Origin of the sequence: Kitasatospora sp. NPDC086009 (genome assembly GCF_044540385.1) — a bacterium.
In the GTDB taxonomy this organism is placed as follows: Bacteria; Actinomycetota; Actinomycetes; order Streptomycetales; family Streptomycetaceae; genus Kitasatospora.
Genome location: NZ_JBITSA010000018.1, coordinates 1 through 23,098, shown reverse-complemented (window position 1 = coordinate 23,098; position 23,098 = coordinate 1). Strand labels below are relative to the sequence as shown.

Here is a 23,098-nt window from a genome sequence, read left to right as displayed (position 1 = left end):
CTGCTCCAGCATGTCGGCGGCCAGTTCCGGGTTGATGCCCTCCGGCAGACTCCCGGGCCTCCTCCCGAATCCTCGGCCTGCTCGGCCGGATCACCGAGCTGCGCACCAAGCGGGTGGGCGAGAAGGACCACACCGCCGTGTCGAACGCCGACGCCGCCGAGGACACGGACGCCGGGGCCGGCCGGGGCGACGAGCAGGCGGGGGAGTCGCCGGTGGACTGGCTGCGGATCAACGCCCGCAAGCACGCCGCGCAGATCCTCCAGACGGTGAAGCTGCGCGCCTTCAACCCGCGCGCCACCGAGTGGCAGCGCATGTTCGCCCTGGCTGCGGCGTTTCGGGCCCGGCACGGGCACCTGGACGCCTGCGACAAGAGCGTCGAGGGTGACCTGGTGAGCTGGCTCGACCGGCAGCGCTACCTCAAGGGTGCCGGCCTGCTTGCCCCGGTGCGAGTGAACGAGTTGGACCAGTTGGACATGATCTGGGACAAGCACGCCCGCTCCTGGGAGCGCGGCTTCGTCCACGCCAGCGCCTGGGCCGCCATCCACGGGCACCTGGCGATCCCGGCCGCCGAGAAGCTCGACGGCCACGGCGTCGGGGCCTGGATGGGCCGCCAGCGCAAGAACTCGAAGCTGACGGTCGAGCAGGACGCCAAGCTCACCGCGCTGGACGCGATGTGGCGCATCGAGCCGGACTGGAACCGCTCCTACCGACGTCTGCTCGCTTACCTCGCCGCGGTGGCTCCCTGGACGGCCCCGCCAACCGCACCGGCGGCGACGCCGACCCGACCTTCCGACCGGGTGCGTGGCTGCGCAAGCAGGACAAGGCCCGCGCCGACGGGAAGCTCAGCGCCCAGCAGACCGCGCTCCTGGAGGCGCTCCAACGGCACGCCGAGACGGTTGTTGGCTGACTCGCCCCGTGCGAACCGGATCCTGCTGAACTGTGGTAATCCGGTCAGTGGCCAGCAATCCGAACATCCTGAGGCCGCCTTGGAACATCCGGGACGGCCTCAGCTCAGTGATGCGGCGAAATTCCATCCTGAGCAGTGGGGTTGGTCCGGTATCGTCCCGTCATGGTCATAGACCGACCCGAGCTCATCAGCCCGGCCACCCGGAACGCCTTCCGCTCGCTGTGTACGGACATTGTGGTCCGCGCGATCGAGACGGCTTGGGAGAACCAGGGCTTCGCGCCCGTTGCCCCGGAAGATCTCCGCTACCAGGACTCCGAAGTGCGCCGCACCACTTTCCAGTCCTACGCCCAGGCCGTCCAATGGGCCGACCCTGCCCACGTCGATCGCGCCCTGGTCGTCTTCGAGGACCTGGTACTCCACGGAATCCGTGAGGGCTGGCAGGGCACCTGGATGGACGAGATCGCCGTCCCACTGGAGCGCGACGGACTGACCGTCAACGAACGCGGCCGCATCACCTGGGTACGCCCACCGCTGCGCTCCCAGGCCCAGGATCTCAGCGGCCTGCGAGACCCTTCCGGAATCCTCGCCGAACTCCAGCGACCTGGCCAACAACCCCGCTGGCGCTATGGGCAGCGCCAAGCAACTTATCGAGGTGACTGCCAAGACCGTCCTGCTGGAGCGCGGCCTGACCGTCGACGAGAACGCCAAGATCCCAGCCCTGGTCAAGCAGGCCCACAAAGCCCTCGCCCTCGACGCCTCCGCCGCCACTCCCGGCCCGGACGGCACCGATGCCGTCAAGAAGATCCTCGGCGGCGTCGCCGCCATCGCCGTCGGCGTCGCCGAGCTGCGCAATCGCGGCTACGGAACCGGCCACGGCCAGGCCAGTGCACCCGCCGGCCTTGGCACCCGCCACGCCCATCTTGCAGCCGACGCAGCCCTCACCTGGTGCGAGCTCATGCTCGACACCCTCCGTGACCCTGCGGCACCTTGGCGCAAGGCCGCCTCGCAGTCGACGACTGGGGCGGGGCGACAGGTCCCGCCCTCCCGGTCCCGAGCGTCGCGGCCGACTGCGACCGGCCGCCGCTCCCGGGCGGTCTGCGGTAAGAAGGAGGTTCGGGGGAACACGACCATCGGCTGGGCGGTACACAGCGCCGACTGGGGCCGGGATGGGGCCGTTGTCCGCGTCCGTCCGGGCATCTCCCCGTGCCTCAACGAGCGGGGAACTGTCCGTTGAACACCAGGTTCCACCACTCGAAGGCCTGCGGCATGTTCCCGGCCACCTGGGCATCGGTGGCTTTCCGGGATCGTGTGGCCGCGGTCTTCAGTTTCGACAGTGTTGTTGTCCGGGTTGCTGGGCTGGAGCAGGCGGAGAACCGGCCGCCCTTTCCCTTGGGGTCGTTCATGTCGGCCAGATCTACCGTGTGGAGCCACTCCAGGAACGCCCGAAGGTGGGTTGCGGTGATGAAGGTGTTCTGGGCGGCCATGTACTGAGCGGCCCGCATCTCCAGGTAGAACGAGGAGATCGGGACGTTGTTGTAGTACTTCCAGGCCTTGGCGAGTCGGGCTAGCTTCTTGGCGGCACCCACGATTCCGGTCTGCTGGTTGACCTCGTTGACGTAGTCCAGGTGTGCGGTCGGGGCTGAGCTCATCCAACCGCTGCTGGCTCCGGGGATGTCATAGACCGGCGTTTCGCTCGCGGCGGAGGTGCGGAATGCGGGAAGGATCTCCCAGGTTTCGGTGCCGCCGGCGAACAGCACGACCACGGTCGGACGGCGGATCACTACAGGGGTGTTCCAGAAGGTTGCGCTCAGTGTGCTTTTCACCCAGCCGAGGGCAGTGTCGGAGCTGGCGGGCCTGCTGTTGCCGATGCTGGCCAGGAGGTCGACATCACAGTGCCCGCTGACGCCGGTCCCATGCGTGAAGGACCCTGTCTCCCTAAATCGCTGAATGCTGAACGAGGCAGCGCCGTTCAGCGACGCTTCCACGCTGACTCGGTGCTTGGTCTTGGCGTCTCGGTCGCTCTGGAGAGGTACGAGACGCTGGAGGAGGGTATCGAAGGCCTGAGACACCGTTTGTGCCATTGCTGTTCTACCGCTCTGCTGGTGGGGTGATGGCGTCGACGGCGTAGGTCTGTCCGCCGGCGTCGAGGTTGGCCTGGGCCCGCTTGTAGGCTCTCTTGTTGGGCGGCTCTGCGGTCTTGTTCTGTTCGTCTCGTCGAGCGGTAAGTTCGGCGAGAGCGTTACGGGCGTCGTCCAGCGGCCAGTCGGGGAGATCGACCTCCCGGGCCTGCCGGGCGGCGGTCTGGATCTCCAAGTAGGCGTTCGCGGCTGCTGCGGCCTGGTTCATACGGTGGGAGGCGTTGACGGTGGTGAGGATGGCACCGAGCCCTGCTGAGGCGAGAGCCAAGATGCCGGCGGGGATGCGGCCTGCAGTCGAGACGAGTGCCGCTGTACCTGAGAGGGCGGCCAAGAGGGCCGCAGGCAGGCCTAGGCTGAGGTTTACGCCCCGCCAGTGCTTGGTGAGCTCGAACTGCATCTGAGCGCTGTACATGGCGCTCTCTTCGAGCCGCTTCAGCTCGTCCTCGATTGCCTTCCGACGCCTGGCCTCGGATGAGCCGTTAGGTTCTGCCATGGGGACAAGGTAGTGGTGGCAACCGACACCAAGCACCGCATTTGCCCACCACGCATCGCGGTCAGTCTGAGATCTGCCTGGCTGTCCCAGCGTCTCGCCGCCTCCCGCGCCCCGAGGCCTGGCCTGCTCGGGGGTTCTCCGCCGGCTGCCGGCCTTGAAGTGGGTCCAGCACTCCTTGCCCGGAGTCCTCGTCGAGGATGGCGAAGGCCGGCGGTGGCGCTGCGCCGGGAGTTCCTGGAGGAGCTCGGCGGTCTGCGCCCAGGCGATGGCACCCGCTTCCACCGGCTGTGCCCGCAGCTTTTGCACCGACCGGTGCGTTCGAAGAGCCCGGGGCTGCGACGGCGGGGGTGGCTGTCGGACCTGGCCATCGCCGCGTGACCTGCCCCCGTGTTCCACGCCGCGACGGCGTACGCCCGAGGCCGGCGTGGGACACGGCCCGCAGCCCCCCCGACCACAGGCCCGTCCGCGACCTCGCTCGCCACCTCGTCCCCGGCACGCTGCGCCAGGTGTCTGACTGGCTTGAGCGCACCGGCACCGCGTTCGTCGCCCTGTGTGCATGCCAGGTCCCGCCTGCCCGGACCACGGTGAACGCCGTCGCGGCCACGAGATCCGTTTCGGGCCGTCCTGTCGAGCGGTACACCGTGGAGAGCAACCTCACTAGGGTGAGGACATGAGCGTCCATGTTGCTGACCACTCCTGGCTTCCGGACCACCAGCTCCACGTCGTGGCGACGTTGGCTCACGTGGATCAGACCATCGAGCGGGTTGTGCGGCTCATCCATGACTACACCGAACGAGGCACGCTCGTCCTCGACAACGTGGTCGACGGAGACCGGGAGCACGTCACTGTGACCGCGATCGTTCCTCTTCCCGAGGCGATCCCCCGGCTCGTCGCCGATGCGCTCACCCAACTGCGCGCGGCTTTGGAACACACCCTGTACGCCGAAATTGAACATCAGACCCCGCGCCCTCTGACGGATCGGGAGGCGCGGGGCATCGAGATGCCGGCTTTCACCGATGCTGCGAAATTCGACGTCTGGCTCAGCGACGGCCGGCGCAAGCACCTACCGTCGCTGCAGAGCAGTGCGCTGCTCGCCCAGCGCATTCGGATGCTGCAGCCCTTTCAGGATGGTGACGCGGACAGTCACCCGCTCCGGCTCCTGACCGAGTACACCAACCTCGCCAAGCACCGGACCCCCGCTGTCGCGGCGACCCGCCTCGGCGCAGTCCATCCTGACTACCCCCACCCTGAGGTCACGGTCGCGCTGCCGCTCAAGCTGAACCCCCAGCCCGGCGACGGCCTTCCTCTCCGGCCGGGGGACATTCTGGCCAGCGCCCCGAAGGGTGTCCGCATCGGAATCTCCATCACACCGTCCGTCGCCCTGCAACGCCCCCATACCGCTGAATGGCACATCGCAGCGCTGGAGCTGGGGGATCTGGAGGACTGGGTGCGCACCACAGCTCTTCCCATCCTCCTCACCGGCTCTCGCAACGTCACCCCGCTCCCACCGCACTTGGACATCACGGTCGGTCACGAGGACCTGCGCCAGGAACTCCGCCGGGCGGGGACCCTGTCCGCCGCACGCCGGGCCAAGCGTAGGCTCGCAGTAGCGAGTGCCCGATCCGGCCTTGTTGACCTCCTCACCCCCTATGCGGCGCCTACTCCGCCTCAGGTGATCGGTGCCTGGCTTTCCACCATGGACGACACCACTGTGCTGAAGCTGATGGACCGGCTTGTCCGAGCCGCTGCCACCTCTCCCCATGCGTCGATACAAGCCGTTGACGCGCTGCTCGCCGAGCTCGACGGCTACAAGGCTTCAGCGGCCACCGAAGCCGGTTGAGGACAAGCCAGGTTCTCCGAAGGCCGCGGCGCGGCGCGATGGCTGCCGGGAGCGCCGGTGGGTACTGCGCAGCGTGGGGCGCGGGGAAGGTTCCAACGCTCGGCGCCGGCCGGAAGCATCGGCTCGCGATGGCCGGTGGGCTCCGAGCCCGGCAGTCCTGGGGCCGGGGGTACGCCGCGCTCGCCTCTGACCGCCACCCGTCGGGTCAACTCTGCTTCCTTACGGCTCAGTAGGCAGTGTCGCGGCTTGGTTGCGTTCCATGGGGATCAGATCGGCCATGTCCGTGCAGAACGGCTCGCCGGGCCTCGCCAGGTCCCAGTCCGGGATGTCGTGCCTGACCGTCTTGGTGAGTTCGGTCAAGACGTCGGGTAGTTGAGCCAGCCGACGTAGCACCATAGTGCCGTTTCGCTGGTCAGCCTTCGATCTGGCCATCAGGTCGGCCATTTCCCCATCGGGCATGACGACGTGGCAGTAAGGGACGGCCATGCTCAGTGCATCGATGTCGTGGAGGGAGTTGACGGACCAGACCCTGGCGGCGCGGACCAGTTCGAGTTTCAGGTCCACGGCCAGCCGTACCGAGGGGATGCGGTCGGTGAAGGCAATCATCGCAGGCCGGGCCGACTTGGGACGTTCAGGATCGAATCCGAACATGCGGAGCATGTCGATGCGGTACTCGTCGAGTAGTTCCGACAGGAGGGCCCGGTGCTCGTGGTAGACCTCGCGTGCCTGGATACGAACGCGCAACTCGCTCCTGCTGATCGGATCATCGGCTAGGAGGCCGTTGAGGATTTCTTCCCAGGCGATCCGGCTCTGGGTGGCTTCCTCGATCTTCTCGGGCTGATACCCGTGCTGGCGCAGCTCCTCGATGTCTTCATCCTTCGGCCCGGCGAGCACCATGAACTCGGTGAACTGGTTGATCTTGCGTATGAGGTCGGGGCGGCCGGGGATCTCCGAGGAGTCGACGCGGCGTCCGGAGCGATCGTGAACCTGCATGCTCATGCGCTGGCCGCTGAAGGCCCAGGAAACTCCGACGCCCAGGGGCTCGGGTGGGGCGGGGCGGAAGGCGGGTCGTCCGAAGGTCTCGTGCATGGCGCACAGAAACTGGTGGCGCAGCAGGTCACGGCTGGATCGCAGGGTTCGGCAGCGGGAGATGGACACCATGACCTGAGCCACGTCGGCCCGCTGGCGCGGATCAGTGATTCTCGCCATCTCCATGTAGTGCGTGGAGGAAAGGGGAAACAGGACGCCAGCCCTGCTGGCCTCGCGCACTGCGAAGAGGACCTGGTTGTCGATCGCCTCCCGGGCTCTGCCGGTCGCAGCTTTCGCGAGGCGGATCCATACCCACAGGTCCAGGTAGACCGACGGCTGACTGGCGTGCAGGCTTCTCGACTGGCTGGGCAGCTTCATCGTGGCCTCCTGGGCTGAACTTGCTTTCCGATGATCGTCCCAGCTGACCGTGCTGGAGGCCGACTATTTTCCGTTGGTGAACGGACCCTGCACGGTCCGGTTCACGGCCTACTGCGCCGCGGCTTGGGAACGGCCCGGAGGGGCTGTGCCCGGTCGGCGGGGCGGACCCGCTTCGCCATGTCGGCAAGCATTTGTCTGTGCACCTGCCGGAGGTCGGCGTTGGCCTCGCGCTGGAGCTGATCGAGATCCTCGGCGGTGAGGCTGTCGATATGGGCGACCTGCTCGTTGAACTCTTTGTCGCGCTCCTGCTCCAGCTGCTCGTCGTACCAATCCCGGTCGACCAGGTGCCCAATTCTCTGCTTGATCTCCTCCGTGCGTTCCTGGCGTTCCTGGGCGTCCAGGCCCCAGGTGTGCCAGTCGGGGTCGGAGGTGGAACGGGCCTCACGGGCATCGGCACGGGCGCTGAGCCGTTCGTCGGCGTCGACGAGACGCTGGTAGGCGTCCTTCCAGGCCTTCCTGTGGCGCTCGGCCACGTTGCAGCCGACCAGGAAGGCCTCGAAGAGTTCCGGGGTGGGCAGGCGGGGCTTGGCGCGGTGGTCGAGGACGCGGTCGAGGGTGGTGTGGCGGATGTGGCCGGTCGGGTCCGCGCGCTCGAGTTCGCGACTGGAGGGGCCCCCGGCCTGGAGGTGGATGTACCGCATGGCGGTGCGCAGGTCACGGAGGCGGACGACCTCGCTGGGGGAGATGCGCCTCGGCGGCGGATCGCCGGCATCCCGGCCTTCCCGCAGCGCCCTGTCGTAGGCGCGCCGGACGCTGCGCCAGGCATCGGCTCGGGCAGCCTCCATGCGCAGCTTCAGTGCCTTCTCCACGTCGCCGCCGCAGACCCGCGTGAACGCCTCAACGACCTTCTCGGACGGGATCTGCTCACCCGCCACGATCTGCTTGCCGTCGGCCCCCTTCCGCCGGATCCGCTCACCGGATGCCGCGCGCTGGAAGGTGATTGCGGAGTACCGGCCACTGTCCGGGTGCGCGGCCATCGCGCGGAATTCGAGCCCTGCGGTGGCCCGCAGCTTTCGTAGGTGCTGGGCGAGTGCGCGGAGCTCCTTGCTCGCGGCGTCCGGGATCGGCTTCTCGGGGCGTCCCACGGCCCTCACCGCCCCTGCAGGCGGCTGCGTCGCCGGGCGGTTCCGGCGCCGACGGCCAGGTCCGCAAGCTTCACCGCGGCCGGCGGCAGTGCGACGACCTCGACCACGGTGGTGATCTCCACGCCGAGCGCGACGGCCCAGGCCGCGGTGAACAGGAGGACGATGACCACCAGGCGGCGTCGGGCGCCGACCGGGAGATTGCGGAGGCGATCCTCTAGACCGACGCAGGACAGTCGGGCGGGGCTGGACTTGGACATGGGTGAGGAACTCCTGTCGGAAAGCGAGGGTGGGACGAACTTGAATGACCGCCAGGGCGCTTTCACCGAAGCGGACTCGGCGAGATGCGGGCACCTTCTGCGGCCTGGATCAACCATGGCGCGCGGGCACCCCCGGACGCCACCTGCTTGCCCCGGGTTGATTCACGATTGCCTACGTACGTCAGACCGATGGAAGCGCGCACCGAACCGGCAAGGACCGCAGTGAACAGCACGAACACCTAACCAAAGAATCAGATCCGCCCCACTTGCCAGGGTGCTCACGGTCGGCCGCTGGAGTTCCTTCAACTCGCCTCGCCACCTGTTTCGGGGGGAAGCTCAATATCCGCTCAAGATGCTCACGGGGGAGACCCAGCCGCGTCAGGCTTCCGGGTGTGAGCATGGACTGGGGTACTGCACCCACGTGGATCAGCAGTGTGGCCACCACCGGAGCGTTGTGGGCTACCGCCGTTACCCTGCGGCGGGCGCAGAACAAGGACCGCCGCACCGAAGCTGACGCGGTGGTGTGCCGTGAGGCGCGCGGAGATTGCTGTGGAGCAACCAGCCGGTGGATGGCCCAGGTCACCAACGACGGCATGCGCCCCGTCTACAACGTCTTCCTGATCTCGTTCGTCAGCGAGACCGGGACCATGGGTGAGAGTCACCGGATCGCTAACGTGCTGCCGCCTGGGGTTGCCGATCACGTTCACGTCCCCCGACCGGGAGAGTGGAGCGCGCCGACAGCGGTGCTCTTCCGCGACGCGGACGGTACTTGGTGGCTGCGGGACCTTCTGGAGCAGAGTCTGTACCGGCAGAGCGGGTTGCCCCGCATGGGCCGCGTACGGCGCACGATACGGCGATTGGAGCGGGAGAGCCGGTGGGCAACGCCCCGACAGCTTGCGCGCGGCGGGGATGGCCACCGTGCCCCCTGGTGACGGGCCGCTGCTGACCTGGTGCGGGGTGCCGGGGTGGGCTACCCGGTCAGGTGCTGCCGCTCGGGCAGTCCACCCGGCCGATTGCCTGTCCCGGCCTCCCCGAGCACCCGCCCTTCACGTCCACCCCCCCGGTCCGCGGTCCCGGGTGGTCCGCCACCCGCCGGCTGCCCGTCGGGCCACCCGCTGCTGCCGCCGCCCGCCGTCCCGGCTGCCTGCCCGTCCGGCCCGCCGCCCCGTCCGGCCCGTCGCCTTGGCGCGCTGGTTCTCCTCCGCTGTCAGCTGCCGTTTTGCGTAGGTAGTGATGTGCGGAAGGGTCCCCCTGTTGCTCTCGTCCCGTCCACCCCCGGGCGATGGGGCGGTTCAGGCCTGCGGTTGGCCGGCGGGCCCGGCCTGCTCTGCGGGCTGGTCGAGTTGCTGCTGGCGGCGGCGTTGTTCGTTGCGCAGCTCCTCGACACGTTGGGTGAACCTGGCCAACGCCTGCTCCTCTTGGCCGACGCCGAACTCCGCGTACGGGCCGATGCCCAGGGCGACCGCGTTGGACTCCTCCTCGATGGCGTCCGCGGTCTGCTGGAGGAAGTAGCTGCGCTCGCGGTACTTGTAGTAGCCGGTGAACGCCGCCGCGAGGGTGATGGCAAAGCCCAGGCCGGTGAGCGTCAGGCTCTGCCAGGACGGCTTCTGCCCGGAGTCGATCGCGGCGATGGTGGTGGTGGCGGTGGAGCCGACCATGATCAGCACCTGGAGGTAGTTGTGAGTTCGGCGGTATTTGAGGCTGTCGGCCAAGTACTGCGCGACGATGTCGGCGACATCCTCGCGGTAGAAGCTTCTCCGGTGCGCGAGCGAGGGATAGGAGAAGGCGCCGAGAAACCGCAGAGCGTCGCGTTCCTTCTCTAGGCTCTCTTCGATCGTCTGCGCGCTGGGTAGCGGGTGCAGACGCGAGGCGGCCGCCACGGCGGTGACGAGCAGGGGCAGGACCGCGATCCCGCAGGCGATGTCCACGCGGGCGTACCGGTCGACTGGACCCCACACCAGCAGCGTCCACCCGGCGCCGGCTAGCACCGGTACGGCCGCCAGCAGAGCGGCGATCAACCGCACTCGGCGCAGACGTCTGTGCCGGGCCGCCATGCTCTCCCACCGTCTGACCAGCCGCCGGGCCTCGGCAAGCGTTTGCTGCTCCCGGGCCTCGACCTCCCGCTCGGCGGCGCGTAACCGCCATGATGCGTCGTCGTCCAGACTTCGGGCCATGTCCTGTCCCCCCGGCGGCCTGTGAGCCTTCAGCGTGTAATTGTGGCTACGCCAGGCCAACCCTTTCACGGCCGGCCACAGCTTCGCCGGGCGTTGGAGGAAGCGAGCAGGGATACCGGCGCGGCCCTGGCCTGTCCCGGCCTGCCCTGGCGCGGCCCGGCCCCGGCGGGGGCTTCCCGGTTCCGGTTCGGGCTCGGCCTGGTGTGTGACCTCACGGCGTTGATCGCGCCGTTATCGCTGTCGTTAGACCAATTCGGGTGGGTGGTCGGGTGTTGTCGGGGGGTCTGGCGGGACTCCGGGGTGGGCTGGTTTCGGTAACGTTGGGTGGTCGGCTGCCGGGCCGGCCGGGAAGTCGGGCGCGGTTCGGGGTGCGGGGCCGTTGTGGGGTGTTCCGGTGAATTGACGGCCTGTCGGGAATGCCACCGGAATCGCCGCCGGTTTCTGTCCTGGTTTTCCTTGTCGATTCGGCCGGTATTTCCCCGGGTCGGGGGCGTTTCGGCGGTCGTGGATTTCGTGCGGGAGTTTGCTGGGGGAACGGTGCGGTCCGGGTGTGACGCCGCGTTGGCATCATGGCCGGGTGACCGCTGCGCTGACCTGGCTCGACCGCACCGACTTCGCGCGTTACGCCCTCCTTCCCGAGCACCTGGTGTGCCGGTGGACCGGGGAGGAGGCCTACGACGCGTGCGGCGAGTACGCGACGGCCCTGCGCTTCGAGGGCCACGACGTGGTGATCCTCGGCGGCGAGCCGCTGCCGGTCACCTGGATCGCGTACGCCCTGGTCTTCGCCCGCTGGTCGTCCGCCGACGACGACCGCTCGCTGCTCCCCGGCGTCGATACGGCGCTGGCCTGCGGCGCCTGGGAGGACGTGGTCACGGTCGAGCTCGGCGGCCGATACGTGCTGACCGATGCCGGCTACGACGGCGAGCACATCCGCGGGCTCGACCACGCCGATCCGCCGGAGCTCCTCCGGGTCACGGTCCCCGCCGGCCGCTATCTGCTCCAGTCGCTGCTTATCCAGCCCGACCCCGAGTCCGAGTACTACCTGGAACGCCTGCTCCCGCTCGACTGATCAGCCGCCAGCCGCCACCCGATACCGCGAGCAGGGATGGCGGCAGCGGCGGTCCTGCTGTGCCTGGCGGCCGCCGCCGGGGCCAGCCCGCCCATCGTCGGCGCCGGGCCGTCCCGGCTGCTGGCGATGACCGGCCGTCAGGCCTCGCGGGCCCGTTGTTCGTGCCGGTCCTGCCTCTGGACAGGGCGTTGCCGAGTACCGACTCTGGAGGGGCGCTACCACAGGTGTGGTCGACGACTCATGGATCGGGGGGCCTCATGACAAGCCATAGGCACGGCCACGGGCACGGCGGCGATTCGGGCTCGGGATTCAACTGGCAGCAGGCGGCACAGGACCATCGCCGCCAGCAGGAGGAACAGGCCCGCGTCGAGCAGCAGGCGTCGGAGAACAACCGCCGCCGCCAGGAGGAGGAACAGGCCCGCCGAGAGGCGGAGGAATACCGACGTCGTGGGCAGTGGGAGGAGGAGCAGCGCCGCCAGCAGGAGGCGAGCGCCCGGGAGCGTCGGGCGAGGGAAGCAGAAGCCGACGCTCCCGGGGGCGGGGGCGGTGAGGAGTAGCGGCGGTCCTGCCGTGCCTGGCGGCCGCTGCCGGGCCCCGGCTGCCGGCCCGGCGCCGGTTTGCTGCGCCTGGCCGCCGCTGCCTGGCCGCCGCTGCCGGGGTCGCCTGGCGGGTACGGGGCGACGACTTGTAGGGCACGCGTAGGAGCTGCTGGTGGTCCTGGTCCGCGCTGTGGGTGGTGAGCTGGTGTTCGACGGCGAGCACATGCTGACCACCTCGACCCGGGCGGTCGACGGGGCGATCAGGGACGTCCTGCATGAGCCGCTGCCGGCCCGGTGCCGCTGTGTCTGGTCGTCGCTTGCGGGTCCGGTTGCTGTGTCCGGCTCGTCGGCGGTCGGAGCTGATGGCTGGGTGATTGCGCGGCAATCACCCAGCGGCGGAGGCCTGACGGCCCTCGCCGGGCACCGGCAGCGGCCCTCACGCAGGCCGTCCCGGCCCGCCCGGCCCGCTGTGCCTTGCCGTCCTGGTCGCCGCTCGCCGGTGGTCGGCCCCCCTGCCGGGGCCTGCTGCGGCTGTGCCTGTTGCGGTTGCGTCGGCTGGTCCGCCCCGGCCTTCTGCCGGTGGTGGTGTTCGGTGGCCTGGTGGCGGGTGCAACGCGGTGTTGTGGGTGTGACGCGGGGCTGTGTTGCGGGTCTGACCAGGGTTTATGTGGCCGTGGGCGGGGGCGGGCGGGCGTGTTGCGCCGCTGTGTCGCGTCGACCGTGGCGGTCCGCCGGGGCTCGGCTGCTCCCTGCCCGGCCCGCTGGCCCGGCGCCCGGCCGTCGCCCGCCTCCGGCGCCCGGCCGTCGCCCGCCTCCGGCGCCCGGCCCGCCGCTGGCCTCCGGCGCCCGGCCGGCCGCCCCCGGCCCGCCGCTGGCCTCCGGCTCCCGGCCGGCCGCCCCCGGCTCTCGCGCCCCGGTTTCTCGGCCAGGCAGGGGCGGGCCCGTCGAAGCCCGCCGGGGCGGGGCCGGGTGCCGCTGCGCCGGTGGAGTCGGCGTCCGCCCTACCCTACCCTGCCCTACCCTGCCCTGCCCTGCCCCGCCCCGGCCTGGCCTGGCCTGGCCTGGGACGGTGTGGGTGGGCCGCGACAGCCCCCGTGACAGGGCCCCGGCCATCGTGCGCCGGGCGGCCGTCCCCGGTCTCCCCGCTGCGCCGGGCCGGGCGGCCGTCCCCGGCTGCTCCCCGCTGCCCCTGGTGCCGTCCGGCTTGACCTGTGACAGCGAAGCCGGGACGGTTGTCATCGAAGTCGGGACAACGGCTGATTGTGTCAGCGAATCCAGGAAGCAGCGCAGTTTGTGACAGCGAAGTCGGGAAGGACGGGGCAGGCCGCTGGCGCTCGCAGAGCGTCATACTGCACGTCGTGGATCGCGAAGACCTGATTGGTGCCCTCGAACGGCATGAGACTGATGCCGCCAGCCATGCTGCCGTGGCCCTGCGCGCTGGAGCTTCGTTCCGGGTGTGGGCCGAATCGACGGTGCCGGCCAGTCAGCTTCTCGACATCTGGGCATGGCGGGCCCAGTGCATGGCGGAGGACGGCGTCGTCACCTACAAGGACTTCGAACGGGGACTGCCCGACCTTCGGCGTGCGGGTGACGCCCCGGTCGCCTTGGGGCGAGTAGATATCGCCGGAGACTCGCGCTTGGTCTTCCTGGCCGCCGATTTGAGCTCATGCGTCGCAGTGCTTTAGCGCTACGAGCACGTTGACCAGGGCGTTTCCCAACTTCGTTGTCACAGAATGACGTTGTCCCAACTTCGGTGACAACCGTCCCAGCTTCGCTGTCACGGATCACGGCCCGCTGGCCATCCGCCCCGGCCCGCTGCTGCGCCGTGTCCGGTGTCGGGCTGCTGCTCCTGGCCGCCGTCCCCGGGGCCCGCTCCCGCCCGCCGTCTGCCTGTCTGCCGCCAGGACGTCGCCGCCCCCGCTCCCGGCCTGCCGCGACCCGGTTCGGTGTCGCGGGTACCCGGGCCCGCCGGCCCCCTTGCCGGCCCGCCGGCCCCGGCCCCTGGCCATTCCCGGGTGCGGCCGTCAGGCCGTCCCCCCTTCGCGGCCGCAGGCCGCCCGCTTCCGCTCGCTGCCGGGGGGCCTTGGGGCGGGCGGCGGCGGGCGGTCTAAGCTGATGGAGCGTCACCTCGATTGCTCCGCTGGGGGCACATGGGGCCGTCCGGCACGGGGCCGGCCGGTCCTGTTGTCCGGAGAGAGGTGGTGCGTTGTGAAGGCTGAGGGGCGGGAGACCGCGCGGGCCGGGTGGTTTCGGCAGGTGGTGGAGCGGTTCGGGATTGCTCTCGGAGCGCGGGCCGCTTGGGAGCTGATCACCAGGCTGGTCGGCCATCACCGGGGGTCGGACTGATCCCTGGAGGCGCCTCACGAGCCCCCTTGTGGGGCGCCTCGCCTGCTCCGATGCCGCGCGTTCGTGAGAAGCGGCCGCAGTCGGTCGCTGCGCTCCTTCTCCGAGCGAGCCGACCTCGAGGCGCTCCGTCGTTGTGCGATGACCTGCGGGAACGAGCCCGGCAGGTCCGGTCCGCCGCGCCTGCTGCGCAGGTCGGGGACTCAGAGAAGGTCGCCTTCCAGTCGGGCCGGGATGGTCAGGAGGAACAGCCGGCCGGCCGTAGCGGAGGCCGGGAACTCGAAAACGCTGGCGAACGGGCCGGTGATCAGCAGTAGCGACCGCTGGCCGCGGACAGCTCGACGCCATTCGCGGGCCGCAGCGATCTCGCCGTCGAACCAGAGCAGTCCGCCGGGACGGTGAACGGACAGGTGGCAGTGGGTGAGCACCGCTGACCAGGACGGCTCGGGCCCGGCGAGCGCCCGGCCCGCATGCCGGCCCACCCAGCCGTCCTCCCCCCGAAGGACACGGTCGGGGGCCGCCGGGACGATCAGCGCGGGGCGACGGTCCAGGAACTCCGGCCAGGGCCGACAGCCGAGCCCGGTGCCGCTGATCATCTCCATGCGCGCCCTGTTCCCCTGCCCGGAGCACTCACCCAGCCTCTGGGCATGTCACATCATCGGCCAAGCCGCGGCCCGGGTGCGGGTGAATCGACGAACGGGAACACGCCATGGGCAAGTCGGCAAGCCCCGGCCCAGATCTCCCCGGCTGGTCCGGGCCCCGGCCATCCACACGACCGCGAGAACGACCAGTCCCCTGGCCTTCACCAGGCAGCGGCCGGACCGTGCGGCGGGACCGCCTCTGGGCGGCGACGGCCTGGCCATAATGATGATCGCCGCCAGTGCCCTCAAAGCCGCCAGCAATCGCCCTGGGCGGACCAGCCGCCGTCCCGGACCCCAACCGACCGCCCCACGGCCCGCCGAGCACCCCTCGACGCCATCACCGCGCCGCCACGTCCGCACCCCCGCCGATGTCCGCAAAGCCGCCCTCCGCCATGTCCCTGCCGCCGCTGGCCTCGAAGCCGCGACCGCTGTAGACCTGCCTGCCTGCCGCCCCCGCCGTCGCCCGCCGGGCTTCTCCACCTTCCTCAACGGAGCCGACAGAGGTGGGGCGCGGGCCCCGCCGCGGCGATCGGGCGGTGCGGACACGGGGACGTGCCCGGTGTTCTGACATGACTTCAGAAATAGTTCTGAGGTACCTGCAACCTCCGGGGGCTCCGTACGTCTATGAGGTTGAGACGGTCGGGAAGTCCGGGGTGTCTCGTCCGAACCAATCTGCAGAAACCCATGGGGGGAACCATGAACGACCACTTCACCGCCACGCGCCGCCTGGGCTCCGCCGCCGCCGCGGTCGCCCTCGGGCTGGGGGCCGGGCTGCTGGCCGCCGCGCCCGCTTCGGCCTCGGCCTCGGGGATGTCCTACGTCCCGCTGTCGGCCGACTCCACCGTGGCGTTCCAGAACGCGGCGACCGGCAAGTGCCTGGGGGCGGCGGACTTCCGTACCGATGACGGCGCGCCGGTGCGTCAGTCGGCCTGGTGCGGTGACACCGCCCAGCAGTGGCGGGTCAGTGACGGCTTCGTCGTCAACGTGTACAGCGGCAAGTGCCTGGAGGTGCCGGGCTGGAGCACCGCCCAGGGGACCGCGGTCGTCCAGTGGACCTGCAACGGCGGTGCCAACCAGCGCTGGGGGAAGGTCAACGTCGACGGCGCCACGATGGCCGTCATCAACTTCAACAGCGGCCTCGTCCTCGATGTCGCCGGCGGCGACCCGAGCGACACGGCTCCGGTGGTCCAGTGGTCCTCGGGGGGTTCGGCGAACCAGCGGTGGACCCTCAACCCGGTCGGCTGATCCGCCCTCGGTCCCCAGTGTGAGTTCCTGCCGCTGCGCCGGGGCTTGAATGGCCCCTGACCGGCGCATCTCGTGAGTCCGGCGGGAATCGTCTGGTTCGTCCGCTGAGGCGCGTCGAGCCGGTGTTCCCGGTCGGGCCTCCGTCTACGAGGGAGGCCCGACCGGCCCTGACCTGCCGACCTCGTCGGTGTACGGGAATCACGTGAGTGTCCCGGGAATCCCACCGCCGCCCGCTACGCCCACTCGACGCCGTGTTCGGCGAGCTGCGCGAGCTGACCGGGCGTGAGCTTCGCCCGGCGGGCTTTCTGGGTGTTGAGCCAGGTGCCCAGGGCGAAGTGCGACACGACCGCCTGCTCCTCTCCGCCGGGGCCGGCCTCCACGGCCTTCACCGGCTCCTTGTGCGGGCGGGGCACCCGGGGGTGCCGTTCCCGCTCGACGAATTGGGCGAGCGCGGCCAGGCCCTGGGCGAACCGGTCGCCGCGGGACACGGTCGGCTTCGCCTCGGCCGCGGCCTTCGCGGCGACCAGCTCCTGGTCCTCGGCGATGCCGATCGCCGACAGCAGGTCCCGCTGGTCGGCCTCCAGGCCGGGCCAGCCGGCCCGCTGCGCGAGCACCCACCGGCCGAGCTGCTCCCCCTCGAACACCGTCTCCTGCGGCAGCGCGGCCCAGTCGACCCGGCCATCAGACTCCATCCACCACGACCTGGCGACCGCGTAGGTGCGCTGCCAGGTGACCGGCCACACCGGGCACCAGAACGGGTCGATCTCCTCCAGCGCCCGCACCGCCGCTCCGGCGCCAGCGCACCCGGCCCCGAGCGGCAACGCCCGGCCGGGTAGTCCACCCCTCCCGGCCCAGGCACCGGTCAGCAGGTCAGCCCGGCCGGACGGGTGGACCACCCGCACCCGAGCACCATCAGTCTGTCGTTCGGGGGGCTGGGGGTTTCGTGACGGGCCGCCCTGCCCTGGCGCGGCGCTGCTCGATTCCGGTTCGGGTTCCGGCTCGGCCCGGTGTGTGACCTGGTGGCGTTTCTCGCGCCCGTAATGCTCTGTGGTAGACCAATCCTGGTTGTTGGTCGGCTCCTGTTCGGCGGTCTGGCGGCACTCCGGGGTGGGCTGGTTTCGGTGACGGTGGGTGGTCGGCTGCCGGGCGGGTTGGGGTTCGGCGGGCGGTCCCGGGGCGGGGGTGTTCCGGTGAGTTGACGGCTCGTCGGAATTCCGCTCGAAACGCCGCTGTTTTCTGTCCTGGCTTTGCCTTGTCGATTCGCCGGGATTACCGCTGTCCGGGGTTGTTCCGGCGGGTCGTGAATTCGCGGGTGGGTTCGCCGGGGGAGCCGGGCGGGGGAGCGGCGGGTTCCGGGCGCTCCGGGGCGGTGCGGGTGGCCCGCCCGCTGGCTCCCCGGTCGCCGTTCCCGGCTTCCGTCATCGTCACCGGGCCCGCCGCCGTGCCCGGCCCGCCGGCTGGCCGGCCCCTTGGTCGCCGTTCCCGGTTCCCGGCTCCGGTCCGGCAGCGGGCCGCATTGGCATCATGACCGGATGACCGCTCCGCTGACGTGGCTTGACCGCACTGACTTCGCGCGCTACGCCCTCCTCCCCGAGCACTTGGTGCCCCGGTGGACCGGGGAGGAGGCGTACGACGCGTGCGGCGAGTACGCGACGGCCCTGCGCTTCGAGGGCCATGACGTGGTGGTCCTCGGCGGCGAGCCGCTGCCGGTGACCTGGATCGCGTACGCCCTGGTCTTCGCCCGCTGGTCGTCCGCCGACGACGACCGCTCGCTGCTCCTCGGCGTTGATACGGCGCTGGCCTGGGGCGCCTGGGAGGACGTGGTCACGGTCGAGCTCGGCGGCCGGTACGTGCTGACCGATGCGGGCTACGACGGCGAGCACATCCGCGGGCTCGACCACGCCGATCCGCCGGAGCTCCTCCGGGTGACGATCCCCGCCGGGCGTTATCTGCTCCAGTCGCTGCTTATCCAGCCCGACCCCGAGTCCGAGTACTACCTGGAACGCCTGCTCCCGCTCGGCTGATATCGGCCGGTTCCTAGGCGGTGCACCTGGGGTGCGGCGCCTGGGCCGGCGGGGATGGTGCTCCGGTGCCTTAGGCGGTGGTGGCCCAGGTGAAGACGACTCGGCCGTTGGCACCGTTCCCGCCGTTACCACCGTCTCGGCCGAGGCCTGTGGACGTGTAGCCCGCGTTCAGTCCACGCTGGCCGTTTTTGCCGCTCATGGCACTTCCGGCTCCACCGGCTCCACCGGCTCCACCGGTGCCGTACGAAGCGCCGCCGCCTCCTCCGCCGCCGCCACCGCCTCCGCCGCCACTGCCGAAACCGTCGAAACCGTCCCCGCCCGTACCGCCAGCGCCGCCCGTACCGCCAGCGCCTCCGCCCCTGCCGGCGTTGGCGCCCTTGCTGCCGTTGGCCCCGGTGGTCCCGGCCGTGCCGTTGCCGCCGGCCTGGTTGGCGTTGCGCGTGGCGGTGACGGTTCCGCCGTTCTGGCAGTTCGCTCCGCCGCCGCCGCCGCCGGCGCCACCCGCACCCAGGGCGCCGCCCGTACCACCAGCGCCGCCCTGGAACCTCCCGGCCCGCGCGCCGTCCGTGCCCCTGGCCCCACGCGTGCCGGCGCTGCCACCGTCGGATTCGGCTCCGCTGCCATCGAGCGCGGACACGACGGAGTTCCCGCCGCGGGGCACCAGAAGGTTTCCACCCAGGCCGATGGCGACCGCGTACACCTGCCCGGGTATGACCCCGGACAGGTGACAGCTCACATAGAAACCGCCGCCGCCGCCCCCGCCACCGCCGCTCCCGCCGCCTCCCCCACCGTTGGCGGTGAAGGAGCTAGGCCCGCCGTCACCTCCCAGGGCGCCGGGGCCTCCCCAGCCGCCGGCTCCCCACACCTGAACGTCCATCGAGGTGACGCCCGGCGGGACGGCGAAGACCCCGTCCGCGGTGAAGACCCGCGTTCCCGACGCCGCAGACGCCGGAGCGGCCTGCATCACCGTCCCCGCCAGTGCCACCACCAACGCCGCCGCCGCGCGGCCCACGTGATTCCTGCTCATTCCAGCTCTCCTCACCGGCCCGCGCTACTGTGCGGGCCACGTCCTCATTGATCGGCCCCGGGACCCAATGCCACGGTGGACCGCCCGTGTGCGAACGTAGGGGCCACTCTCTCCCGCAGCATCCCGAAGTGGGCTGGACGGGGTGCCCTGGCGCTGCCGCGCCCTGGGTTTCCTGCTGCGTTATGGCTGGGTGGCCGTCAGCCGCCCTGGAGGCCTCCCTGGAGACCGTCCTGGACGGTGCGGAAGAGGGTCGGCTGCCCTGGCCGCCCCGGGGGTGCCGTCGGGGGTGGCCAGGGCGCGGGTGGGGTGGTGGGCCGCCCCCGGCCCGCCGGCCCCCGGGCGGCCGGGTTCGGCGCTCTGGTGGCGGGTGCACCGCGAGGCTGTGTTGCGGGTCTGACCAGGGTTTATGTGGCCGTGGGCGGGGGCGGGCGGGCGTGTTGCGCCGTTGTGTTGCACCGGCCGCGCCGGTCCGCCGGCCTCGGCTGCTCCCCGTCTGGCCGCCGCCCTGCTCCGCCCTCCGCCCGCCCCGGGTCGCCGGTCCGCCCTCGGGCCGCCCCGGGTCGCCGGTCCGCCCTCGGGCCGCCCCGGCCGCCGCCGGCCCCGGGCCGCCCCGGCCGCCGCCGGCCCCGGGCCGCCCCGGCCGCCGCTCCCGGCTCGCTGCGCCCGGCCGCCGTTCCCGGGCCGGTGCGGCTGTGCCTGGTCGTCGTCCTGCCGCCACCCGCCCCGGGGGCGGGTGCCTGGGCCTGCCGGGAGTAGCCGGCCCCGGCCGTGGTCCCCGTCCCGGCCGCCTGCCTCGTTCCGCCCGCCGATGCCGGTTTCGGCTGCCCACCGTCCGGCCCGTCCGGCCTGCTCTGGCGCTGCTGGTGGCCCGCCGCTGGGCCTGCGTCCTCGTGCCCCGTTGCCCGTCGGCCATCCGCCCGCGGCCGCCACCGGCTCGCTGCTGCGCCGTGCCGTGCTGGTGGCGGGCTGCTGTTCCTGGCCGCCGTCCCCCGGGGCCGTTCCTGCCCGCCCGTCGCCCGCCCGTCGCCTGCCCGCCTGCCGCCAGGACATCACCGCCCCCTGATCCCGGCCCGCCACCAGCCCCCTGCCGGCCCCGGGGCCGCCCCCGGTCCGGCCCCTGGCCGCCCCCGGTCCGGCCGCCAGGCCGGCACCCCTCGCGGCCGCGGGCTGCCCGCGCTGGAGGGCCAGGAGGTGGTGGTGCCTGGCTGCGCCCCGCCCCGCCGCCCCGCCCCGCGGCCGCCCACTGTCCTGCCCTGCCCGGCGGCCGCCCACTGTCCTGCCCTGTCCGGCGTCGTACAGATTCCGGGAACCGGCCCCGTGAATTCCACCGCCCGTGCCGCTCGTGAATTCCGCTCACGTGCTGCCGGACCGGACGGTGCTGCGCCCGCCTGCGGTGTTCCCTCGGTGGTCCCGGATTTCGCGGTGCAGGGCAGCGGCCGGTGTCACCCGTCCCGATACTGGTCATTCCGCCTGCCGGACGCGCTCCGGTGGTCTCCGGAACGCGCCAGGATTCCGCCACCCTGCCTTCCAGGATTCCCGTCTCTGGTTATTCGAGGAGGATGTTGAAGGCGGTTGGTGATTTGCCGATGTCATTGCTGTGGCTGGCGGCTGCTCGTTCCAGGATTTTCAAAAGTATGGGGTGTTCGTCCGGTTCGTCGGTGAGGAGTTGCGCGGATTTGGCGATGACGATCAGGTAGTGCTGTGCGGGGATCCAGTGCAGGTCTCGGAGGCATTCCGAGAGGGCGTTCCAGTTCCATCCGAAGTAGGCGGGCAGGGCGAGTGCCCGGGAGAATTCTTCGAAGACGCCCTGACCGGTGCGCATCCGGGCGGCGTCCAGGTACGCGACGTGGGTGGTTCCTTGCGGAGGCAGGGGCCATGAGGCACCGGGGCGGGTGGCGGTGTTGATCCACGGTAGTGCGGGGGTCCAGATGTCCAAGGTGTGCTCCACCGGGGTCGAGGTGCCGTTGTCCGGATGCCCGGCGGTGGTGACCGCCGCCGGGCCCCACGGTAGTCAGCGCCCCGTCGGTGTCCGCCCGCCGTCCCGCTGCTCCAGCCCCGACTCGCCGCTGGGCCGGTCACCGGATTCGCCCCGCGCCCCGGCCGGAGCCGCCTGCAGACCGCGGCGGACCGCGGCCCCGCTCCGCCCGCCGGCCGCCCCGCTGCTCCCGCCCGCCCCGGTGTGCGGCTGCTCCTGGCATCGGGCCGTCCGACTGCCGTGCTTCCGCCCCTGGTAGCTCCCGGCCCCTGGGGGAGGGGGGCGTCCTGCTTGCCGCTGCTCCCCGGAGCGCCGGCTCCGGCTCCGGCTTGCGGTGCTGGGCGCGCCCCGGGGGGAGGTCCCCCGGGGCGGGGTGACACCCACCAGGGGTGGCCGTCGCTCCCTGGGGGGCCGTAGGCCGCCCGGCCCGCCCAGCACCGCGCCGGCACCACCCGGCCCCGGCCACGCCCGCCGTGCCCGTCGTGCCTCCGCCTGGGGGCCGCAGGCCACCACCACTGGCCCGGCCTGCCACCCCGGCCGGTGCCGCAGGCCCGGCCCCGCACCCACACCGCTGCCGGGCCGTCAGGCCCAGGCCCCCGGCCGCCCACCGGTGCGGCCGTCAGGCCGGCACCCGCCGCGGCCGCAGGCCGCCCGCGCGTGAACAGGTGGCTGTTGGAGGGCGGGGTGGTGGTGCGGCGCTGCGCCCCGGCCCGCGCTCGCTCCTGCCTCGCCGACCGGGTGGTGCTGCTCCCTATGCTGTCCTTCCGGGGCCGGGGGTGAAGTCCCTGACAGCTCTTGCATCTGGCCCCCCGAGTCGCCGACACCTCTTGCATGTTCGTCCTGCCGCAGGCCGGAGGGCCGCCGGTGCGGTCCGCGAAGGGGGCGGCGGTGCACACCCGGGGGCGGGCTCGGTGCCCGGCCGGGAGTGCCCGCCGCGCTCTGCTGCAGGCCTGCCCCGTACCCGCCCGCTGCTGTCGCCGCGTTGCGGTGGTGGCCGCCGCCGCACCCTCGGGAACGGGCGCCGTGGCCGCTGCTGCGCCCCGTCAGGCCCCCCGCGCCGTGTGCCGGGCCGACGCCGGTGCGGGTGGTGCCCGGCGGGTGGCTCGGCGGCGCCCTGGTGCCCGCCGCCGTCGTGGCCGGTGCCGGTGCCGGCCTTCACCCGCCGCCACCGCCACCGCCATCACCAGCCGGTGCCCTCGCCCGCTGCCCTCCGCCGCGTCCCGGCCGCAGCTGCCGGGCCTCCCCTCCTGCTGCCGCTCCCGCCCCGCCGTGGAGCCCGCCAGGGCGCCGTCCCGCCCCGCCCTCTTCCCCGGAGGCCGCAGGCCGCCCGACAGACCGCCCAGCGCCCGCCCAAGGGCCGTAGAGGGCACCCCGGTCCCGCGCTGCGCCCCCGGGGTCGATATCGGGATGATGGCCCTCTACCGACAATTCGCGGGATTTCGTGAACGGAAGGCCCGCCGAATTCCGCCGTCCCGTCAGGGATGGCCCTCCTACCGGCAATTCGCGCCACATCGTCAACGCTGCTCGGACACCCCGCCAGGGGAGGCCCCTCTACCGGCGATTCGCGCCACATCGTTAACGCTCCAAAGCCGCAGGCCGGAACGGGCCCCATGGCGGGCCGCAGGCCCGTGCCGCCCTGACGCCCATCACCCACCAAGTTGAGGCCCCGCCAGGGGCCGCCCTGGGCAAGCCAATTCGCCGCAGGCGAATTGCCCCCGCCTCCCACCCACCCCGCCCGGCGTAGCCGGGGCCCCGGGGCGCAGCCCCGGGCCAGTAACCACGCACGGTGACGGCGCAGCCGGCACCCCCCGGCCCTGGCGGGCCGTCAGGCCCGCTGCAGCGCCGCCAGGCGCTGCTTAAGCCGCAGGCTTCCG

The 23,098-nt window shown here is 71.7% G+C and carries 19 protein-coding genes; 9 read left to right on the top strand and 10 right to left on the bottom strand.

Annotated elements, in window-relative coordinates:
* Positions 1–137: 137 nt before the first annotated feature.
* Both ACIF6L_RS31465 and ACIF6L_RS31460 read left to right on the top strand, forming a co-directional pair.
* Positions 138–1,079: a helicase associated domain-containing protein gene (locus tag ACIF6L_RS31465; protein WP_396490873.1), complete on the top strand. Its 942-nt coding sequence runs from the start codon at positions 138–140 to the stop codon at positions 1,077–1,079.
* Positions 1,080–1,532: 453 nt separating this feature from the next.
* On the top strand, positions 1,533–2,141 hold the full coding sequence (locus ACIF6L_RS31460) for an abortive infection family protein (RefSeq protein WP_396490872.1): 609 nt from the start codon (positions 1,533–1,535) through the stop codon (positions 2,139–2,141).
* On the opposite strand, the gene ACIF6L_RS31455 is transcribed toward ACIF6L_RS31460, so the two are convergent.
* Entirely contained in the window at positions 2,116–2,988 is an 873-nt protein-coding gene (locus tag ACIF6L_RS31455; protein WP_396490871.1) for a nucleotidyltransferase, read from the bottom strand. The two genes, ACIF6L_RS31460 and ACIF6L_RS31455, sit on opposite strands and share 26 nt — an antisense overlap.
* Positions 2,989–2,995: 7 nt before the next feature.
* Positions 2,996–3,538 carry an SLATT domain-containing protein gene (locus tag ACIF6L_RS31450; protein WP_396490870.1) on the bottom strand — a complete coding sequence of 181 codons (543 nt, stop codon included), beginning with the start codon at positions 3,536–3,538 and terminating at the stop codon, positions 2,996–2,998.
* Positions 3,539–4,208: 670 nt separating this feature from the next.
* On the opposite strand from ACIF6L_RS31450, the gene ACIF6L_RS31445 reads away from it, so the two are divergent.
* Entirely contained in the window at positions 4,209–5,378 is a 1,170-nt protein-coding gene (locus tag ACIF6L_RS31445; protein WP_396490869.1) for a hypothetical protein, read from the top strand.
* A gap of 219 nt (positions 5,379–5,597) precedes the next feature.
* On the opposite strand, the gene ACIF6L_RS31440 is transcribed toward ACIF6L_RS31445, so the two are convergent.
* From ACIF6L_RS31440 to ACIF6L_RS31430, 3 genes are all read right to left on the bottom strand, one after another.
* On the bottom strand, positions 5,598–6,785 hold the full coding sequence (locus ACIF6L_RS31440) for a hypothetical protein (protein WP_396490868.1): 1,188 nt from the start codon (positions 6,783–6,785) through the stop codon (positions 5,598–5,600).
* Between the two features lie 101 nt (positions 6,786–6,886).
* Positions 6,887–7,930 carry a hypothetical protein gene (locus ACIF6L_RS31435; RefSeq protein WP_396490867.1) on the bottom strand — a complete coding sequence of 348 codons (1,044 nt, stop codon included), beginning with the start codon at positions 7,928–7,930 and terminating at the stop codon, positions 6,887–6,889.
* Positions 7,931–7,935: 5 nt separating this feature from the next.
* The gene (locus tag ACIF6L_RS31430) at positions 7,936–8,187 is read right to left on the bottom strand and encodes a hypothetical protein (RefSeq protein WP_396490866.1); all 252 of its coding nucleotides are present in this window, start codon (positions 8,185–8,187) and stop codon (positions 7,936–7,938) included.
* Positions 8,188–8,579: 392 nt separating this feature from the next.
* On the opposite strand from ACIF6L_RS31430, the gene ACIF6L_RS31425 reads away from it, so the two are divergent.
* Positions 8,580–9,119, top strand: a complete 540-nt coding sequence (locus ACIF6L_RS31425) for a hypothetical protein (protein ID WP_396490865.1) — start codon at positions 8,580–8,582, stop codon at positions 9,117–9,119.
* A 360-nt stretch (positions 9,120–9,479) separates the two neighbouring features.
* On the opposite strand, the gene ACIF6L_RS31420 is transcribed toward ACIF6L_RS31425, so the two are convergent.
* Positions 9,480–10,361 (bottom strand): DUF4231 domain-containing protein, encoded by an 882-nt coding sequence (locus ACIF6L_RS31420; protein WP_396490864.1) that lies wholly within the window; start codon positions 10,359–10,361, stop codon positions 9,480–9,482.
* A 577-nt stretch (positions 10,362–10,938) separates the two neighbouring features.
* Here ACIF6L_RS31420 and ACIF6L_RS31415 point away from each other — a divergent pair.
* The 3 genes from ACIF6L_RS31415 to ACIF6L_RS31405 all read left to right on the top strand — a co-directional run bounded on the left by ACIF6L_RS31415 (position 10,939) and on the right by ACIF6L_RS31405 (position 13,654).
* On the top strand, positions 10,939–11,430 hold the full coding sequence (locus tag ACIF6L_RS31415) for an Imm21 family immunity protein (RefSeq protein WP_396490863.1): 492 nt from the start codon (positions 10,939–10,941) through the stop codon (positions 11,428–11,430).
* A gap of 257 nt (positions 11,431–11,687) precedes the next feature.
* The gene (locus tag ACIF6L_RS31410; RefSeq protein WP_396490862.1) at positions 11,688–11,987 is read left to right on the top strand and encodes a hypothetical protein; all 300 of its coding nucleotides are present in this window, start codon (positions 11,688–11,690) and stop codon (positions 11,985–11,987) included.
* 1,340 nt (positions 11,988–13,327) lie between these two features.
* Positions 13,328–13,654, top strand: coding sequence for a hypothetical protein (locus tag ACIF6L_RS31405; RefSeq protein WP_396490861.1), 327 nt, complete (start codon positions 13,328–13,330; stop codon positions 13,652–13,654).
* An 861-nt stretch (positions 13,655–14,515) separates the two neighbouring features.
* Here the strand turns inward: ACIF6L_RS31405 and ACIF6L_RS31400 are convergent.
* Positions 14,516–14,914: a hypothetical protein gene (locus tag ACIF6L_RS31400; protein ID WP_396490860.1), complete on the bottom strand. Its 399-nt coding sequence runs from the start codon at positions 14,912–14,914 to the stop codon at positions 14,516–14,518.
* Between the two features lie 663 nt (positions 14,915–15,577).
* Here ACIF6L_RS31400 and ACIF6L_RS31395 point away from each other — a divergent pair.
* Complete coding sequence (locus tag ACIF6L_RS31395) at positions 15,578–16,198, top strand: RICIN domain-containing protein (RefSeq protein ID WP_396490859.1); 621 nt, start codon at positions 15,578–15,580, stop codon at positions 16,196–16,198.
* 233 nt (positions 16,199–16,431) lie between these two features.
* Here ACIF6L_RS31395 and ACIF6L_RS31390 read toward each other — a convergent pair whose 3' ends face one another.
* Entirely contained in the window at positions 16,432–16,980 is a 549-nt protein-coding gene (locus tag ACIF6L_RS31390; protein WP_396490858.1) for a helicase associated domain-containing protein, read from the bottom strand.
* Positions 16,981–17,730: 750 nt separating this feature from the next.
* Between ACIF6L_RS31390 and ACIF6L_RS31385 the strand changes: the two genes are divergently transcribed.
* Positions 17,731–18,222: an Imm21 family immunity protein gene (locus tag ACIF6L_RS31385; RefSeq protein ID WP_396490857.1), complete on the top strand. Its 492-nt coding sequence runs from the start codon at positions 17,731–17,733 to the stop codon at positions 18,220–18,222.
* A gap of 70 nt (positions 18,223–18,292) precedes the next feature.
* On the opposite strand, the gene ACIF6L_RS31380 is transcribed toward ACIF6L_RS31385, so the two are convergent.
* Complete coding sequence (locus ACIF6L_RS31380; RefSeq protein ID WP_396490856.1) at positions 18,293–19,234, bottom strand: hypothetical protein; 942 nt, start codon at positions 19,232–19,234, stop codon at positions 18,293–18,295.
* A gap of 1,561 nt (positions 19,235–20,795) precedes the next feature.
* Positions 20,796–21,185 carry a barstar family protein gene (locus tag ACIF6L_RS31375; RefSeq protein ID WP_396490855.1) on the bottom strand — a complete coding sequence of 130 codons (390 nt, stop codon included), beginning with the start codon at positions 21,183–21,185 and terminating at the stop codon, positions 20,796–20,798.
* Positions 21,186–23,098: the final 1,913 nt, after the last annotated feature.

What these genes read in the sequence shown, in the direction of transcription:
- ACIF6L_RS31455 (WP_396490871.1), bottom strand. Translation starts at nt 2,988, where the DNA reads ATGGCACAAACGGTGTCTCAGGCCTTCGATACCCTCCTCCAGCGTCTC.
- ACIF6L_RS31430 (WP_396490866.1), bottom strand. Translation starts at nt 8,187, where the DNA reads ATGTCCAAGTCCAGCCCCGCCCGACTGTCCTGCGTCGGTCTAGAGGAT.
- ACIF6L_RS31410 (WP_396490862.1), top strand. Translation starts at nt 11,688, where the DNA reads ATGACAAGCCATAGGCACGGCCACGGGCACGGCGGCGATTCGGGCTCG.
- ACIF6L_RS31420 (WP_396490864.1), bottom strand. Translation starts at nt 10,361, where the DNA reads ATGGCCCGAAGTCTGGACGACGACGCATCATGGCGGTTACGCGCCGCC.
- ACIF6L_RS31385 (WP_396490857.1), top strand. Translation starts at nt 17,731, where the DNA reads ATGACCGCTCCGCTGACGTGGCTTGACCGCACTGACTTCGCGCGCTAC.
- ACIF6L_RS31440 (WP_396490868.1), bottom strand. Translation starts at nt 6,785, where the DNA reads ATGAAGCTGCCCAGCCAGTCGAGAAGCCTGCACGCCAGTCAGCCGTCG.
- ACIF6L_RS31450 (WP_396490870.1), bottom strand. Translation starts at nt 3,538, where the DNA reads ATGGCAGAACCTAACGGCTCATCCGAGGCCAGGCGTCGGAAGGCAATC.
- ACIF6L_RS31445 (WP_396490869.1), top strand. Translation starts at nt 4,209, where the DNA reads ATGAGCGTCCATGTTGCTGACCACTCCTGGCTTCCGGACCACCAGCTC.
- ACIF6L_RS31460 (WP_396490872.1), top strand. Translation starts at nt 1,533, where the DNA reads ATGGGCAGCGCCAAGCAACTTATCGAGGTGACTGCCAAGACCGTCCTG.
- ACIF6L_RS31400 (WP_396490860.1), bottom strand. Translation starts at nt 14,914, where the DNA reads ATGGAGATGATCAGCGGCACCGGGCTCGGCTGTCGGCCCTGGCCGGAG.
- ACIF6L_RS31395 (WP_396490859.1), top strand. Translation starts at nt 15,578, where the DNA reads ATGAGGTTGAGACGGTCGGGAAGTCCGGGGTGTCTCGTCCGAACCAAT.